The sequence below is a fragment of the Streptomyces sp. NPDC044044 genome, from assembly GCF_056434405.1.
In genome coordinates, this window is record NZ_JBWKFG010000004.1 from 377,446 (window position 1) to 394,856 (window position 17,411).

The window sequence follows — 17,411 nt, forward strand, 5'->3', positions numbered from 1 at the left end:
GTTCATCAACCGCATGAGTTTTACAGGTACTTCACCGCCTACCAACAGCCGGATGCCCCCGGCGTGGCCAATTCACCACGCCGGGGGCATCCGGTCATACGTACGGACTACGAAGGACGAGGTCAGCCCTCGTCTGCCGCGGAGGCCTTGACACCGGCCGGTGCCTGCTCCGCCGCGGCGGTCTTCTTCGTCGTCTTCGACGCCTTCTTGGCCGTCGTCTTCTTGGCGGCCGTCTTCTTGGCAGCGGTCTTCTTGGCGGCGGCCTTCTTGGCGGGCGCCTTCTTGGCGGCGGTCTTACGCGCCGTCTTCTTGGCCGGAGCGGCTTCCTCGGCGTCCGCCTCGGGCTTCTCCGTGGCCTTCTCCGGGGCCTGAGCGGCCTTCTCCGCCGACGGGACGACCAGGACGGCCGCATCCTCGGAGGCGGTCGGCGCGGTGGCCTTGCGGACCGCACGGCGGCGCGGACGGGCCGGGGCCGCGTCGGCGGGGGCCGCCTCGGCGGAAGGCACCGGCTCGGCCACGACGGGCTCCGCCTTGGGCACCTCGGCGACGATCACCTCGGCGACTTCCGGCTCGGTGCTCTCGGCGGCCTTCGGCGAACCGGCGGGCGCCGTCGCCTTGCGGGTCGCACGACGGCGCGTACGCCCCTTGGGGGCTGCGTCGTCCGCGGGCGCCTCGGGGGCGGCCTCGACGGCGGGAGCGGGCTGCTGGACAGCCTCCTCCTGGGCCGGTGCGGCCGGAGCCTCGACGACCGGGTCCTCGGCGGCCGGAGCCTCGGCCGTGGCGGCCTGCCGGGACTTGGAGCGCTTCTCCGCCTTGGGGGCGCTCTCCGCCTTCGGTGCGCCGGCCGGAGCCGATGCCCGACGGGTCGCCCTGCGGCGCGAGCGGCCACCGCGGGACGCCGCGGCCTCGGCCTCGGACGCGCTGCTGTAGAGCTCCTCGTCCGGCACGAACTCCGGCTCGGGGAGCGCCACCGGGGCTGCGGCCTCCGCGGCGACCTCGGCCTCGGACTCGGACTCGACCTCGTCCGTGCCCTCGTGGGCCTCGTGGCCCTCGTGCTCGTGCGTGTGCTCCTGACCCTGCTCGGAGCCGCCACGGCCGCGCTTCTTGCGCTTGCCGCCGCCACCGGCGGAGGTCGGCTGCTCCATGTGCACGATCACGCCGCGGCCGTTGCAGTGGACGCAGGTCTCGGAGAAGGACTCCAGGAGGCCCTGGCCGACGCGCTTGCGGGTCATCTGGACCAGGCCCAGCGAGGTGACCTCGGCGACCTGGTGCTTCGTGCGGTCACGGCCCAGGCATTCGAGCAGTCGGCGCAGGACCAGGTCCCGGTTGGACTCGAGCACCATGTCGATGAAGTCGATGACGACGATGCCACCGAGGTCACGCAGGCGCAGCTGGCGCACGATCTCCTCGGCCGCTTCGAGGTTGTTCCTCGTCACGGTCTCTTCGAGGTTGCCGCCCTGCCCGGTGAACTTGCCGGTGTTGACGTCGACGACGATCATCGCCTCGGTCTTGTCGATCACCAGCGAGCCGCCGCTGGGCAGCCAGACCTTGCGGTCGAGCGCCTTCATCAGCTGCTCGTCGATGCGGTACGTCGCGAAGACGTCGACCTCGGAGGTCCAGCGCTGCAGGCGGTCGGCCAGGTCGGGGGCGACATGGGAGACGTACCCGTGGATGGTGTCCCAGGCCTCCTCTCCGCTGACGATGACCTTCGAGAAGTCCTCGTTGAAGATGTCGCGGACGACACGGACGGTCATGTCCGGCTCGCCGTACAGAAGCGTCGGCGCGGCGCCGCCGTTCTTCGCCTTCTTCTGGATCTCTTCCCACTGCTGCTGCAGACGCTCGACGTCGCGGCGCAGCTCGTCCTCGCTCGCGCCCTCGGCCGCGGTGCGCACGATGACGCCCGCGTCCTCGGGGACGATCTTCTTGAGGATGGTCTTCAGACGCGCGCGCTCGGTGTCGGGCAGCTTGCGGCTGATGCCGGTCATCGAGCCCTCGGGCACGTAGACCAGGTAGCGGCCGGGCAGCGAGACCTGGCTGGTGAGGCGGGCGCCCTTGTGGCCGATCGGGTCCTTCGTGACCTGCACGAGGACCGACTGGCCCGACTTGAGGGCCGACTCGATGCGACGGGGGCCGTTGGCCATCCCGAGCGCCTCGAAGTTGACCTCACCGGCGTACAGGACAGCGTTGCGGCCCTTGCCGATGTCGATGAAGGCGGCCTCCATGGACGGCAGCACGTTCTGGACCTTGCCCAGGTAGACGTTGCCGACGTACGAGGTGGCCTGCTCCTTGTTGACGTAGTGCTCGACGAGCACGTTGTCCTCGAGGACGCCGATCTGGGTGCGCTCGCCGTTCTGGCGGACGACCATCACGCGCTCGACGGCCTCGCGGCGCGCCAGGAACTCGGCCTCGGTGATGATCGGGACGCGGCGGCGGCCCTGCTCGCGGCCTTCGCGGCGGCGCTGCTTCTTGGCCTCCAGGCGGGTCGAGCCCTTGATGGACGTGACCTCGTCGACGCCGGTGCCCAGCTCGCGCTCTTCCTTCTTGCGCGGCTCACGGACCTTGACGACCGTGCGCTCCGGGTCGCCGTCCGCGGTGTTCTCGCCCTCACCGGAGTCACCGGCGCGACGGCGACGGCGACGGCGGCGACGGCTGCTGCTGGAACCGGCACCCGAGCCGTTGTCGTCCGAGTCGTCCTCGGCCTGCTCGGCGGAATCCTCGGCGTCCTGCTCCGGCTGCTCGGCGGCAGAGGCGTCCGTGTCGGAGTCGGCGTCCGAGTCCTGCTGGTCGCCGGAGTCGTCGGCGGACTCACCGCGGCGGCGGCGACGGCCACCACGACGGCGACGGCGGCCGTGACGCTCACCGGAGTCGTCGGACTCGTCGTTGTCGTTGTCGCTGCCGTTGTCCGCGGCGGTGTCCTCGGCCTCTTCGGGCTCGGGGGCCTCGGCGGGCTGCGGAGCGGCCTTGGCGGGCTCGCGCTCGGCGGCGGGCTGCTCGTCCTGGGCCCGACGGCGGCGGCGACGGCGCGGGCCGGTCTCCTCCTCCACCACGGGTGCGGCGGCCACGGGCTGCTCGGCCTCGACCTCTTCGGCGGGCTCGTCGGCCGCTTCGGCGGCGGCAGCGGCAGCGGCGGCGCGCTCGGGGGTCTGGAACATCGGCTCGGCGAACACCGGCGCCTGGAAGACGGCGACGGCGGGGCGCGCGGGCTTGCTCCCGGAGTCGTCGTCGGCGTCACCGCCACGCGCCTTGCGGGCACGTGCGGGGGCGGGCGCGGAGAATCCGGCGGCGGCCTTGCGGGTGGCGCGGCGCGGCCGGCGTCCACGGGGCGCGTCGTCCTCGGCGGCTTCCGCCTCGGGGGTCTGCGCGGGCTCGGCGGCGGCCTTCGGCTCAGCGGCCTTGGGCGCATCGGCGGTCTCAGGGGCGGCGGCGGCCTCGGCGGCGGGCGCGGACGAGCCGCGGGTCGCACGGCGGCGGGCACGGCGCGGGGCGGCGTCGCCGGACTCCGGCTGCGCCTCGGGCGCGGCCTCGGCGGCGGGCTCCTCGACGGCGGGCTCGGCGGCCACAGGCGTCTCGGCGGGCGTCTGCGCACCCTGCGGCGCACCGGCGGGAGCGGAGGCGCGGCGGGTGGCGCGGCGACGGCGCGGGGCGGGAGCGGCTTCCTCGGCGGGCTCCGCCTCGACCGGGGCCTCGGCGGCCACGGGCTCGGCGACCGGTGTCTCGGCGGGCGCCTGCGCACCCTGCGGCGCACCGGCAGGAGCCGAGGCGCGGCGGGTGGCACGGCGACGGCGCGGAGCGGGAGCGGCTTCCTCGGCCTGTACGGGCTCAGGAGCAACGGCCTCTGCGGGCACTTCGGCGGCGGGGGTGGCCGGTATGGCCGGGGCCGCGCCCTCGGTGGCTCCCACGGGCGGACCCGCGGGCCGCGACGCCGCACGGCGCCTGCGGCGCGGCGGCAGGGTGTCGCTGGGTGTGTTGTTGTCCGAGCCCTCAGTGGGTTCGTTCGGCTCAAGCATGCGGGCGGTTCTCCCGTCACGCTCCCGGGCGCCGCGCCTGGTCCGGTGATGTCCGCGGCCCTCGCTCACCTACGCGGGGCCGCCATCCGGGGGCGTGGGCGCCGCACGGGAGCTCTATGTGTCTGTCTCGCCGGTTCCGTACGCCCAAATGCGGACGGCCTGGCGAAAGTCTCGGTCAGTGCGCTGCCCGACCCAGGTGGCTCCCGAGTACAAGGGCGGCGCTTCGACGTTCGTCCCTACGCGGGACCTTCCGTCGCCGGCACCTTCGCGGCGGCTGCGGCGACCCCTTGGTTCTCAAGTGGGGCCGTGGCTGCCTCGCGGTCGGGCGCGAGCGGGTCGGTCACCGTGCCGGTCTCGTCGTCAAGAAGCCCCTGCGCCAGCCTGGTCACCGCTGCGGCGACCGGCGGCGCCAGGTCGGCCACAGCTCGAAGACCGGACAGGACGTCGTCGGGTCGTACGGCAGGTGTCACGTGCCGAACAACCAGCCGCAGTATCGCACAGGGCTGGTCGGTCGGCCTATCAGCGTCGTGGCTGATCGCCTCGTCAGAGGCGATTGCCTCAAGGCTCACGACGGCCGCACGGGCGTCGAAGGTCCGCATGCCGTTCTTCGCCCGGCGCTGGACCTCGACGACCTCCGCGGCCCGGAAGGCCTCGGCGGCACGCTCCGCGTCCGCGGGCTCCACGCCGTCCAGGCGCAGCTCCCAGACGGATCCGGTGAGCCGGTCGGCGAGCCCCGATGTGCGGGACTCGACGGCGTCCACGATGTCGAGCCCGCTGGGCATCGATTCGTTGAGCAGCTCGCGCAGTGTGTCGGGGTCACGCGTCTCGGTGAGCGCGATCTCCAGGTACTCGGCCTCACTGCCCGTGCCGGTGGGTGCGGCATTGGCGTACGACACCTTCGGGTGCGGGGTGAACCCCGCCGAGTACGCCATGGGCACCTCGGCGCGGCGCAGCGCCCGCTCGAAGGCGCGCTGGAAGTCACGGTGGCTGGTGAACCGGAGGCGGCCGCGCTTGGTGTAGCGCAGTCGGATGCGCTGCACCGCGGGAGCGGGCGGCGGGCCTTCGGGCTGTCGCTTGCCCAGTGTTCTAGTCCTTCGTGAGTGCGGTCGTACTGCTACCTAGAGTACGTGCCGTGGCCGTGTCCGGTTCCCGCCGGGCCACCGGCACCGGCGCGGGCTCCCTCGGGGCGGCCCCCACGGGGACCTGTTCCTTCGGCGCACCGAACAGCATCCGGCGTACGTCGGCACGCGCGTCCCGCACGCTCCGGCGGGCGGCGGCCAGGGCCTGCCGGGTGGCGCGGCCCGCGTCCTTCACGGCCTGGGCGGCCGGCCGCCAGACCCCGTCGCGCACGGCGTGACCGACGGGGGTGAGGACCGCGCGGTAGACCCAGCGCACCGGGTCGACGAAGAGCCACCGCAGGATCCGGCCGAGGAAGCGGCCCACGGCCAGGGACACGTACCCGGCGATGCGCCAGGCGCGTCCGAGCGCGGCGCCGATCTCGCGTACGACGACTGCGATCCCGCGCCCGATCGGCGCGAGCACCCAGCGCCACAGGGCGACGGCGGGCACGACGAAGATCCAGCGGCCCAGGGCGCCGAGCACCGTCCCGATCCCCCGCAGGAGCCAGCCGGCCCCGGCGCCGATCCCCCACGCGGCCCAGGCGATGCCCGCCCCAACTCCCTTGGCCAGCCAGGCGATCGCGTGCCCGACGGGCGTGAGGACGGAGGCGTAGAGCCAGGCGGCGGGGATCACGATCAGCACGCGCCCGAGCCAGGCGAGGCCCTTGCCGACGGGCACGACCACGTACCGCCACAGCCCCACCCACGGCCACACGAACACCGCCTTGAGCAGCCACACCAGAGCGGCGCCGATGCCCCGCCCGGCCACCGTGGCACCCGTCGCGACGGCCCGCGCGAGCCAGGCGATCGCGTGACCGACGGGCGTCAGGACCGCCGTGTAGAGCCACACGGCGGGGATCACGACGAGCGTCCGCCCCAGCCATGCGGCGCCGTGCCCGACTCCCCTGCACAGCCAGGCGATGCCGTGTCCGATCGGCGTGAGGACGGAGCCGTACAGCCAGGCGGCGGGCACCACGACGAGCACGCGCCCGAGCCAGGCGAGACCCCTGCCGACGGGCACGACCACGTACCGCCACAGCCCCACCCACGGCCACACGAACACCGCCTTGAGCAGCCACACCAGACCGATGCCGATGCCCCGCCCGAGCCAGGCGAACGCGCGTCCCACGGGCCGCAGCCCCCGGAAGTAGAGAAAGCGGCCGCACGCGGCGAGCGCGTCCCACACCAGACGGACCGGGACGACGAGCACGAGCACGACGATCCGCACCGGAATGCGGATCGCGACGGCGAGACAGCCCTCGGCCTGCGGTTGCGGCTGCGGCTGTTGTGGTGCGGGTGGTGCGGTGAGCGGCTGCTCCGGCTCGCGCTTGTCCAGCGGGGGCCGCTTTTCCAGGTCCATGCCGTCCTAGACGCGTCAGTGGTGGGTGCCGGTTCGGTCAGGCGCCGGTCGGGATCCAGTAGCGCAGCTTTCCGCCGCGTTCGTCCTCGAAGGCGCCGCCCGCGGCCTCGATCACCTTGCGCGAACCGGTGTTGTCGGTGTCGCAGGTGACCAGGACGGATTCCAGGCCCAGTTCACGGGCGTACGGAAGGGAATCGATCAGCATCGCCGTGGCGTGGCCGCGGCGGCGGGCCGTGGGGCGTACGTCGTAGCCGATGTGGCCGCCGTACTCGCGCAGGAAGCGCGTGGCGACGCTGTGCCGGATGGCGATGCGGCCGAAGTAGTCGGCTCCGTCCGCGTACCAGAGGGTCGTCACGGGGACGGAGAACGGCTCGGCGGGGTACGTGGCGGCGCGGACCTCGGCGACGTAGCGCTCGAAGACCACCGGGTCGTGCCACTTGTCGCCGTAGTCGCGCAGGGTGCGGCCGAGCGTCGTGTCGTCGTCATCGCCGCCGCGCCCCTCGGCGCGGAACTCCTCCATCGCGGCGATGAAGGAGAGGTGCACGAGGCCGGAGGGCGGGCCGAGTCGGGGCATACCCGACCCGAACCCGTCCACCGGCCCCGGTTGCGTCACGTGCTTCTACTTCACTACCGACAGCGGAAGGAGCTTCTTGCCGGTCGGGCCGATCTGGATCTCGGTCTGCATCTGCGGGCACACGCCGCAGTCGAAGCACGGGGTCCAGCGGCAGTCCTCGACCTCGGTCTCGTCGAGCGAGTCCTGCCAGTCGTCCCAGAGCCAGTCCTTGTCGAGACCGGAGTCCAGGTGGTCCCAGGGCAGGACCTCCTCGTACGTGCGCTCACGCGTGGTGTACCAGTCGACGTCCACACCGAAGTCGGGCAGCGTCTTCTCGGCGCAGGCCATCCAGCGGTCGTAGCTGAAGTGCTCGCGCCAGCCGTCGAAGCGGCCGCCGTCCTCGTACACGGCGCGGATGACCGAGCCGATGCGGCGGTCGCCGCGCGAGAGCAGGCCCTCGACGATGCCGGGCTTGCCGTCGTGGTAGCGGAAGCCGATCGAGCGGCCGTACTTCTTGTCGCCGCGGATCTTGTCGCGCAGCTTCGTGAGGCGGGCGTCCGTCTCCTCGGCCGACAGCTGCGGGGCCCACTGGAAGGGCGTGTGCGGCTTGGGCACGAAGCCGCCGATGGAGACCGTGCAGCGGATGTCGTTGCCCGCGACCTCGCGGCCCTTGGCGATGACGTTCGCCGCCATGTCCGCGATCTGCAGGACGTCCTCGTCGGTCTCGGTGGGCAGGCCGAGCATGAAGTACAGCTTCACCTGGCGCCAGCCGTTGCCGTACGCGGTCGCGACGGTGCGGATCAGGTCCTCTTCGGAGACCATCTTGTTGATGACCTTGCGCATCCGCTCGCTGCCGCCCTCGGGGGCGAAAGTGAGGCCCGAGCGACGGCCGTTCCTCGTCAGCTCGTTCGCGAGGTCGATGTTGAAGGCGTCGACACGGGTCGAGGGCAGGGAGAGGCCGATCTTGTCTTCCTCGTACCGGTCCGCGAGGCCCTTGGCGACGTCCGCGATCTCCGTGTGGTCCGCGGAGGAGAGGGAGAGCAGGCCGACCTCTTCGAAGCCGGTCGCCTTGAGGCCCTTCTCCACCATGTCGCCGATGCCGGTGATGCTTCGCTCCCGCACGGGGCGCGTGATCATGCCGGCCTGGCAGAAGCGGCAGCCACGGGTGCAGCCGCGGAAGATCTCCACGGACATGCGCTCGTGGACGGTCTCCGCGAGCGGCACGAGGGGCTGCTTGGGGTAGGGCCACTCGTCCAGGTCCATGACGGTGTGCTTGGACACGCGCCACGGGACGCCGGACTTGTTCGGTACGACGCGGCCGATCCGCCCGTCCGGGAGGTACTCGACGTCGTAGAACCCGGGGACGTAGACGTTGCCGGTCCTCGCGAGGCGGAAGAGGACTTCCTCGCGGCCGCCGGGGCGGCCCTCGGCCTTCCACTCACGGATGATCGCGGTCATGTCGAGCACGGCCTGCTCGCCGTCGCCGATGACCGCGCAGTCGATGAACTCCGCGATCGGCTCGGGGTTGAAGGCCGCGTGGCCTCCGGCGAGGACGATCGGGTCGTCGACCGTGCGGTTCCTGGACTCCAGGGGAATCCCGGCCAGGTCGAGGGCCGTGAGCATGTTCGTGTAGCCGAGCTCGGTGGAGAAGCTGAGCCCGAACACGTCGAAGGCGCCGACGGGCCGGTGGCTGTCCACGGTGAACTGCGGGACCTTGTGCTCCCGCATCAGCTCTTCGAGGTCCGGCCAGACGCTGTACGTGCGCTCGGCGAGGACGCCCTCGCGCTCGTTCAGTACTTCGTAGAGGATCATGACGCCCTGGTTGGGCAGCCCGACCTCGTACGCGTCGGGGTACATGAGTGCCCAGCGGACATCACACGCGTCCCAGTCCTTGACGGTGGAGTTGAGCTCTCCGCCGACATACTGGATGGGCTTCTGGACGTGCGGGAGAAGCGCTTCCAGGCGTGGGAAGACGGACTCGACAGGCATCACAGCGTCTTTCGGCAGGGTTCTCATGATCTGGCAGGGGTGACCATCCAGCGTACCCCGGCAGTCAGCTGCTCAATGCCGCCCTCAGTTTGGGCCGGGACGCCCGGTGCCACACCCCCGGCAGTTCGTTCTCGCGCTCGGCGGCCGTGGCTTCCTCCTGGCCGTACAGAAGTCCCCAGGTGAAGGCGGTCTCGCCCGCCGCATGGGCCTGGATCGCCAGGTTCCGCAGCGCCTCACGGGCCACGACGCTGTCCTGGTGATCGCCGAGAACCTTCTGGACGGCCTTCATCCGCTTCGCGAACCGCTTGGCGGGCTTGCCGAGCGCGGGCCTGGCCGCCTCGCCCGCGTACCGGGCGCGCTTGGCGGCCTTGCGGGCGCCGTGCATGGCCACATCCCGCTCCTCCCCCGGCTCCAGCGCGAGGGCGTGCTCGATGCGGGCCTCCAGGCGGGCGTAGTCCTTCCGTACGGCCTTGGGGAGGGCCTTGCCCGGGGACGCGGCGGCGGCCTTGCGCAGCGGGGGGTCGGCGAGCAGCGCGTCGACGGAGTTCAGGAGCTGCACGTAGCGCTGCCCGTCGAGCGCGGCGACGGTCCGGCTCCGGGCGTCACCGGCGCCCGCGACACCCCAGATCTGCAGGCGGGCCCGCACCGGACCCAGGAGCAGGGTCCCCGGCACCGCTTCGACGCGGTGCGTGAGCCGCTCGGCGAGTACCTCCTGGTCACGGTCGACGCCGAGCTCGCCCGCGAGCCATTTCAGCTCGTCGCCGATCGGGTCGGTGACGGAGCGGTCGAGCAGCTTCCCGTACGAGCGGAACGCGCTGCGCATCCGCCGGGTGGCGACCCGCATCTGGTGCACGGAGTCCGGCACGTGGCGGCGGACGTCGGGGTCGAGGGCGACCAGGGCGTCGCGCTGGGTGCGGACGTAGGCGAGGACGTGGTCGGCAGCTGTGACGGGGTCAGGTCGCACGGCGGAGTCCTTCGGATGGATGACGGTGTACTGCTCATCCGCCTTCCCCTTCTTGGACTCGGCAGGCTTCAGCGTGCCCTCCGCCGACCGCTGCCGGGTCTCGCTCAGGGCCGTACCTGCCTGTGCCTTGGCCAGTTTCGACGCGGAGGACGACCGCTGGACGCCCAGCTTCTTCAGCTTCTTCTCGATCCGGTCGAGCAGCGCGGGGTCCGCGCCGTCCGCCAGCTCCACCTCGATCTCGGCCCACTCGGAGGTGCCACCGCCCTCCGTGAGCCGCTCGGCCCTGACCCGGTCGATGCTCAGCTCGGCAAGGAGCGCGCCCTTGGCGTCGAGGAGGTGGTGCAGGTCCCGCGCGGTCAACAGGCGCATGACGGGCACGAGTCCGGCATCGCGCACGCGGGACCGCACGAGCCCGGAGAGCTCGGGCGGCACCGCGTCCGCGAGCGGGGCCCGGATCTCGTCCCGCACGCCCTGCGCGAGGGACACCGGCAGCTTCAGGTGCCAGCCCTCGTCGGCGCCGCCCGTGCGGCGGCGCAGCGTGATCGAGTCGGCGAGCAGGAGCTGGTCGGTGGTGTCGTGATAGACGGCGTCCAGTTCGACGACGCCCTTGTCGACGACGTCGGCCACCCCGGCGACCCCGGTCAGGTCAGGCAGCGCCGTGTCCGCCTCGACGTCGTACTTACGCTCGATCTCGCGCTGTGTCTCCGCCATGAACCGAATCTAGACGCGATCCCAGGCCAAGGGCAGACCTGCAACCGGCCTACGCGGACATCGGTCGTTGCACCTTGATCGACTGGAGCAGGCCGACGGCCACCCAGACCGCGAACATCGATGATCCTCCGTACGAGACGAAGGGCAGGGGCAGACCGGCCACCGGCATGATGCCGAGCGTCATGCCGATGTTCTCGAAGGACTGGAAGGCGAACCAGGCGATGATCCCGGCCGCGACGATCGTGCCGTACAGCTCGGTCGTCTCGCGCGCGATGCGGCAGGCCCGCCAGAGCAGGATGCCGAGCAGGACCAGGATGAGGCCCGCGCCCGCGAAGCCGAGCTCCTCGCCCGCGACGGTGAACACGAAGTCCGTCTGCTGCTCGGGCACGAACTGCCCGGTGGTCTGCGAGCCCTTGAAGAGGCCGGTGCCCGACAGGCCGCCGGAGCCGATCGCGATGCGCGCCTGGTTGGTGTTGTAGCCGACGCCCGCCGGGTCGAGCGCGGGGTTGGCGAAGGCCGCGAAGCGGGCGATCTGGTAGTCGTCGAGGATGCCGAGCTGCCAGACGGCGACCGCTCCCGCCGCGCCCGTGCCGAGGAGTCCGAAGACCCAGCGGTTGGAGGCACCCGAGGCGAGGAGCACGCCGAGCACGATCATCGCCATCACCATGACCGACCCGAGGTCGGGCATCAGGAGCACGATCAGTATCGGCACGGCGGCCAGGCCGAGGGCCTGCAGGACCGTGCGCTGGTCGGGGTGGACCCGGTCGCCCGCGTCCACCCGTGCCGCGAGCAGCATCGCCATGCCCAGGATGATCGTGATCTTCACGAACTCGGAGGGCTGCAGCGAGAAGCCGCCGCCGATCACGATCCACGCGTGCGCGCCGTTGATCGTCGCGCCGAGCGGCGTGAGGACGAGCAGGACGAGGAAGACGGAGATGCCGTAGAGGATCGGCACGGCCGTGCGCAGCGTGCGGTGGCCGAGCCAGATCGTGCCCGCCATCAGGGCGATGCCGATGCCGGTGTTCAGGAGGTGCTTGAGCAGGAAGGCGTACGGGTCGTCGCCGACCAGCTCGGTACGGTTGCGCGTCGCGGAGTAGACGAGCGCGGAGCCGATCGCGGAGAGGGCGAGCGCCGCGAGCAGTATCGGCCAGTCCAGCCTGCGCACCAGCGAGTCGCGGGCGAGCAGGCGGGCCGACATCGACGAGCGCTCGGGCCCGTATCCGGAGACGGAGAAGCCATTGTTGCCGGCCACTAGTCGCGCCTCCCGTTCGCGGGCGCGCCCGCAAGTTCCTGCTGCTCCTGCGGCGGCTTGGGGGCCTCGGGCTTGAACGGCTTGATCTTCGGGGAGTCGATCGAACCGTCGGTCTCGATCTTCGGCAGGTTCTTCTGCGGCTGGGGCAGCAGGGCCTTCTTGAGGTTCTGCTTGCCGCTGTCGTCCAGGCCGTAGATGCCGTCGTAGATCTTGCGGACGGCGGGTCCCGAAGCGCCGGAACCCGTACCGCCCTGGGAGATCGTCATCACGATCGAGTAGTCCTTGGTGTACGTCGCGAACCACGAGGTGGTCTGCTTGCCGTAGACCTCCGCCGTACCCGTCTTGGCGTGCATCGGGATCTTGTCCTGCGGCCAGCCGCCGAACCGCCAGGCGGCCGTTCCCTTGGTCGCCACGTCGGCGAGGGCACCGTCTATGTCGGTGCGCGTCTTCTCGTTCATCGGCAGCTTGCCGTGCGACTTGGGCTTGAGCTCCTGGACCTGCTTGCCGTCGGCGCTGATGATCGCCTTGCCGACGGTGGGGTCGTAGAGGGTGCCGCCGTTGGCGATCGCGGAGTAGATCGTCGCCATCTGGATCGGGGTGACGAGGGTGTCGCCCTGGCCGATGGAGTAGTTGACGGAGTCACCGGCGCGCATCTTCATGCCTTCGAGGCAGTTCTCGTACGCGATCTGCTGTACGTAGTCCCCGCCCTTCTTGCCCTGCTTGCACCAGCCGTCCTTGTTGGCCTTCCAGTAGTCCTTCTTCCACTGGCGGTCCGGGACACGGCCGGAGACCTCGTTCGGCAGGTCGATGCCGGTCTCCTTGCCGAGGCCGAACTGGTGGGCCGTCTTGTAGAACCAGTCCCTGGCGTCCTTCTTCGGCTTGTTGCCGCCGTCCTTGGCCCACTGGTCGTGCGAGAGCTTGTAGAAGACGGTGTCGCAGGAGACCTCCAGGGCCTGGCCGAGGGTGATGCTGCCGTGGCCCTGGGACTCGAAGTTCTTGAAGGTCTGGCCGCCGATGGAGTACGAGCTGGGGCAGGGGTAGCGCCCGTTGAACTCGTAGCCCGCGTTGACCGCGGCGGTCGTCGGGATGACCTTGAAGATCGAGCCGGGGGCCGCCTGGCCCTGGATGGCGCGGTTCAGGAGCGGGTAGTTGGACTTCTTGCCGGTGAGGCGCGTGTAGTCCTTGCCGGAGATGCCGCCGACCCAGGCGTTCGGGTCGTAGTTCGGGTTGGACGCCATGGAGACGATGCGTCCGGTCTTGTTCTCCATGACGACGACGGCGCCCGCGTCGGCCTTGTAGTTCTCGTTGGTGTTCTTGTCGAACTCCTGGCGGGCCTTCTTCATCGCGTCGTTCAGCCAGTACTCGGACAGGGCCTGCACGCGTGCGTCGATGCTGGTGACGACGTTCGCGCCGGGCTGGGCCGGGTCCGCCTTGGCCTTGCCGATGACGCGGCCGAGGTTGTCGACCTCGTAGCGGGTGACGCCCGCCTTGCCGCGCAGCTGCGCGTCGTACGTCCGCTCCAGGCCCGAGCGGCCGACCTGGTCGGAGCGGAGGAAGGGCGAGTCCGTGTGCTCGGCCTTGGTGATCTCCTCGTCGGTGACGGGCGAGAGGTAGCCGAGCACCTGGGCGGTGTTGGACTTGCCGGGCGCGGGATAGCGGCGTACGGCGGTGGGCTCGGCGGTGATGCCGGGGAAGTCCTCGGCGCGCTCGCGGATCTGGAGGGCCTGCTTGGGCGAGGCCTCGTCCGTGATCGGGATCGGCTGGTAGGGCGAGCCGTTCCAGCAGGGCTGCGGGGTCTTGGAGTCGCAGAGACGGACCTTGTCGGAGACGTCCTTGGCGCTCATGCCGAGGACGTCGGCGAGCTTGGCGAGGGCCGCCTTGCCGTCGTCCTTCATCTTCATCAGCTCCGTGCGGGACGCGGAGACGACGAGACGGGTCTGGTTGTCGGCGATCGGCACGCCGCGGGCGTCGAGGATCGAGCCGCGTACGGCGGGATCGACGACCTGCTGGACGTGGTTGCCCGAGGCTTCCTCGGCGTACTCCTCACCGTTGCGGATCTGGAGGTACCAGAGCCGGCCGCCGAGGGTGAGGAGGAGGGAGAGCACGAGGATCTGGATGACGATGAGACGGATCTGGACCCGTGGGGTCCGTCCGGTCTCGGGGATGTTGGTCACTGCTGTTCCTCCCCCTCTCAGAGTGTGTACGAGTGGTACGTGTACACGACCGACCTGTGTGCGCGGCCGGTCGGGTACGAGGCCAACGGCACCGCGGTCACAGGCGCTTGACCCCCTTGATGCGTCCGGCGCGCGCGACGCGGGCCTTGGCCGCCTTCATCCGCAGGCCGCCGCGCTGGTTGCCGATGCGCAGGCCGGTGCCCGAGGAGAGCCAGCCGGACGAGACGTCCGTGGCCTTGTTGGCGGGAGAGCTCTCCCCCAGCGGGTCGTTCTCGGCTCTGCGGGCGAGCGCGATGATCAGCGGCACCGTGAACGGCGCGAGCAGCAGGTCGTACAGGGCGGCCGTGAAGAGGAGTCCGCCCAGGCCCACGTGGCGGGCGGCGGTGTCCCCGACGAGGGCGCCCACGCCCGCGTACAGGAGGGTCGACCCGATGGCGGCGCCGACGACCACGACGAGCGGCCCGGTGGCGGACCTGAGCCGTCCGGTCTCCGGCTTGGCCAGGCCCGCGAGGTAGCCGACGACGCACAGGACCAGGGCGTACCGCCCGGCCGCGTGGTCGGCCGGCGGTGCCAGGTCCGCGAGCAGTCCGGCGCCGAAGCCGACGAGGGCGCCGCCCACGTGGCCGTAGACCAGGGCGAGGCCCAGCACCGTGAGCAGCACCAGGTCCGGGACCGCGCCCGGCAGTTGGAGCCGGGCGAGGACGCTGACCTGGATGACCAGGGCGACGACGACCAGGGTGGTGGAGAGCAGGATTCGGTTGAAGCGCATGGGTCCGGGGCTCCTACTGCTCGTTGCCGTTGTCGACGCCGTCGGCCGGGGGCTGTCCTGACGGGGTGGCCGTGACGGTCACCGTCGGGGTCGGCCTCGGCTTGGCGGGCTTCTTCGGCAGGACCGTGTCGCGCGGGTCCTCGCGGGGCGCCTCGACGACGACGCCGACGATGTCCAGCTTGGTGAAGCCGACGTACGGCTTGATGTAGATGTTGCGCGTCAGGTCGCCGCCCGAGGGGTCGACGCGGACGACCTCGCCGACGGGCACGCCCGGCACGAACGGCTTGTCGGCCTGCGAGCCGAAGGTGACCAGGCGGTCGCCCTTCTTGACCTTGGCCTTGCCGTTGAGCATCTGCACCGACAGCGGGCGGTCGCCCTGTCCGGTGGCGAAGCCGAGCTCGTCGGTCTTCTCCATGCGGGTGCCGACGGTGAAGTCGGGGTCGTTGGCGAGCAGGACGGTCGCGGTGCTGGGGCCGACCGTGGTGACGCGGCCGACCAGGCCGTCGCCGTTCAGGACGGTCATGTCGCGCTTGAGTCCGTCGTTGGCGCCGGCGTCGATGGTGACGGTCCAGGAGAAGCCCTGGGCCGCTCCTATGCCGATGACCTCGGCGCCCTTGATGCCGTACTGACCGGCACCGGCCTTCTTGAGCATGCTGTCCAGCTGTCTGACCCGACTGCGGTTGCGGTCGTCGCTGCCGAGCCTCGCCTTCAACGCGGCGTTCTGACGCTCGAGTTCGGCGATCCGGTCATGCCGGTCGCCGGAGTCCCGTACCGCGCCGATGGCGTTGCCGACCGGGTCTACCGCGGACGACACTCCGTCCTCGACCGGGCCGAAGACCGTGGCGGCGGCCTGGCGGGCACCGTCGACCGGCGAGTCCTCGCCACCACGGATGTCCACCGTGATCAAAGCGAACGCGATGGCGATCAGCAGCACCAGGAGCAGCCGGCTCTCTCGTGTGTCCCTCACGTGCGGCGGCCGTGCCTTCCTCAGTTGGAAATCCTTGGAATTCTGAGCAACTGTGCGTATGTCTGAGCAAATCTACGCAATCCGATTCCGCGGCGTCTGCGGTCGCCGCGGAATTGTTATGCCATGCCCGTCTTATGTGTTGTCTTCTGAGCTCTCTATATCAACGATCCGCCGCACGAGGTGACAGGCACTCGTACGGCGGACACCCTTTCAGCGGGTTCGCGCCACCCTCAGCGGCGCGGTGATGCGTCAAGCACTTGCTGGAGCGCCTCGAACTCCTCGACGCACTTGCCGGAGCCGAGCGCCACGCTGTCCAGCGGGTCCTCGGCGATGTGGATCGGCATGCCCGTCTCGCGACGCAGTCGCTCGTCGAGGCCGCGCAGCAGGGCGCCGCCTCCTGTGAGAACGATGCCGCGGTCCATCACGTCACCGGAGAGTTCCGGCGGGCACTTGTCGAGGGTCGTCTTCACCGCGTCCACGATCGCGTTGACCGGCTCCTCGATGGCCTTGCGGACCTCGGCGGCGGAGATGACGACGGTCTTGGGCAGCCCGGAGACCAGGTCCCGGCCGCGGATCTCGGTGTGCTCGTCGGCGTCCATGTCGTACGCCGAACCGATGGTGATCTTGATCTGCTCGGCCGTGCGCTCACCGAGGAGGAGGGAGTACTCCTTCTTGATGTGCTGGATGATCGCGTTGTCCAGCTCGTCGCCCGCGACACGGATCGACTGTGCCGTGACGATTCCGCCGAGCGAGATGACGGCGACCTCGGTGGTGCCACCGCCGATGTCGACCACCATGTTGCCCGTGGCCTCGTGGACCGGCAGACCGGAACCGATGGCGGCGGCCATGGGCTCCTCGATGATGTGCACCTGGCGGGCGCCGGCCTGCGAGGAGGCCTCGATGACGGCGCGGCGCTCGACTCCGGTGATGCCGGACGGCACGCAGACGACCACGCGCGGGCGGGCGAGGTAGCGCCGCTTGTGGATCTTCAGGATGAAGTAGCGGAGCATCCGCTCGGTGATCTCGAAGTCGGCGATGACGCCGTCCTTCAGCGGTCGCACGGCAACGATGTTGCCCGGCGTGCGACCGATCATCTTCTTGGCTTCGGCGCCGACAGCGAGGATGCCACCGGTGTTGGTGTTGATCGCGACGACGGACGGTTCGTTGAGAACGATCCCGCGACCCCTGACGTACACCAGCGTGTTGGCGGTCCCGAGGTCGACAGCCATGTCACGGCCGATGAACGACATGTTGTTCCCCATGAGGATGCGTCTGGCCTTCCCTGGAGCTTCTGATGGCTTTTTAGGTAGGCGAGGTGGGTGCTGTGTGGCGTGGAGGCTTCCATCGTAGTCTCGCCTGCACGATCACGGCGCTAGGGTCTTCGCCATTGTCAGCAGATGATGCGCCGCCTCGCTCTTGGAGACGTGCCATCGGAGGCACGGGTTCCCCCAATTGGGGCGCATATGCCAAGGGGCGGCCGGATTTCTCGGCCACCCCTGGTCAGGGCGGCGCCCTGCTGACTGGGCGTCAGAAGTCTTTACGGAACT

The 17,411-nt window shown here is 70.7% G+C and carries 11 protein-coding genes; all 11 read right to left on the reverse strand.

All coding sequences use genetic code 11. The features are described 5' to 3' along the window. Window positions 1-122: 122 nt before the first annotated feature. A complete protein-coding gene (locus AC07AG_RS17420; RefSeq protein WP_478755938.1) occupies window positions 123-4,007 on the reverse strand; it encodes an Rne/Rng family ribonuclease in 3,885 nt (1,294 codons plus the stop codon). A gap of 236 nt (window positions 4,008-4,243) precedes the next feature. After that, entirely contained in the window at window positions 4,244-5,047 is an 804-nt protein-coding gene (locus AC07AG_RS17425; protein WP_478755939.1) for a TIGR03936 family radical SAM-associated protein, read from the reverse strand. Window positions 5,048-5,093: 46 nt separating this feature from the next. Beyond that, window positions 5,094-6,485 carry a hypothetical protein gene (locus AC07AG_RS17430; RefSeq protein WP_478755940.1) on the reverse strand — a complete coding sequence of 464 codons (1,392 nt, stop codon included), beginning with the start codon at window positions 6,483-6,485 and terminating at the stop codon, window positions 5,094-5,096. Window positions 6,486-6,522: 37 nt separating this feature from the next. After that, window positions 6,523-7,098, reverse strand: coding sequence for a GNAT family N-acetyltransferase (locus tag AC07AG_RS17435; RefSeq protein WP_478755941.1), 576 nt, complete (start codon window positions 7,096-7,098; stop codon window positions 6,523-6,525). A gap of 6 nt (window positions 7,099-7,104) precedes the next feature. Next, window positions 7,105-9,027 carry a TIGR03960 family B12-binding radical SAM protein gene (locus AC07AG_RS17440; RefSeq protein ID WP_478755942.1) on the reverse strand — a complete coding sequence of 641 codons (1,923 nt, stop codon included), beginning with the start codon at window positions 9,025-9,027 and terminating at the stop codon, window positions 7,105-7,107. Between the two features lie 64 nt (window positions 9,028-9,091). Continuing rightward, complete coding sequence (locus AC07AG_RS17445; protein WP_478755943.1) at window positions 9,092-10,702, reverse strand: CYTH and CHAD domain-containing protein; 1,611 nt, start codon at window positions 10,700-10,702, stop codon at window positions 9,092-9,094. A 49-nt stretch (window positions 10,703-10,751) separates the two neighbouring features. Beyond that, window positions 10,752-11,954, reverse strand: coding sequence for a rod shape-determining protein RodA (rodA, locus tag AC07AG_RS17450; protein ID WP_249589936.1), 1,203 nt, complete (start codon window positions 11,952-11,954; stop codon window positions 10,752-10,754). Continuing rightward, the gene (mrdA, locus tag AC07AG_RS17455; RefSeq protein ID WP_478755944.1) at window positions 11,954-14,128 is read right to left on the reverse strand and encodes a penicillin-binding protein 2; all 2,175 of its coding nucleotides are present in this window, start codon (window positions 14,126-14,128) and stop codon (window positions 11,954-11,956) included. The genes rodA and mrdA overlap by 1 nt, the downstream gene beginning before the upstream one ends. Window positions 14,129-14,225: 97 nt before the next feature. After that, on the reverse strand, window positions 14,226-14,897 hold the full coding sequence (gene mreD, locus AC07AG_RS17460; RefSeq protein ID WP_478755945.1) for a rod shape-determining protein MreD: 672 nt from the start codon (window positions 14,895-14,897) through the stop codon (window positions 14,226-14,228). Window positions 14,898-14,910: 13 nt separating this feature from the next. Next, window positions 14,911-15,864 carry a rod shape-determining protein MreC gene (gene mreC / locus AC07AG_RS17465; protein WP_478755946.1) on the reverse strand — a complete coding sequence of 318 codons (954 nt, stop codon included), beginning with the start codon at window positions 15,862-15,864 and terminating at the stop codon, window positions 14,911-14,913. Between the two features lie 230 nt (window positions 15,865-16,094). Continuing rightward, window positions 16,095-17,114, reverse strand: a complete 1,020-nt coding sequence (locus AC07AG_RS17470) for a rod shape-determining protein (RefSeq protein WP_160505014.1) — start codon at window positions 17,112-17,114, stop codon at window positions 16,095-16,097. Window positions 17,115-17,411 lie beyond the last annotated feature (297 nt).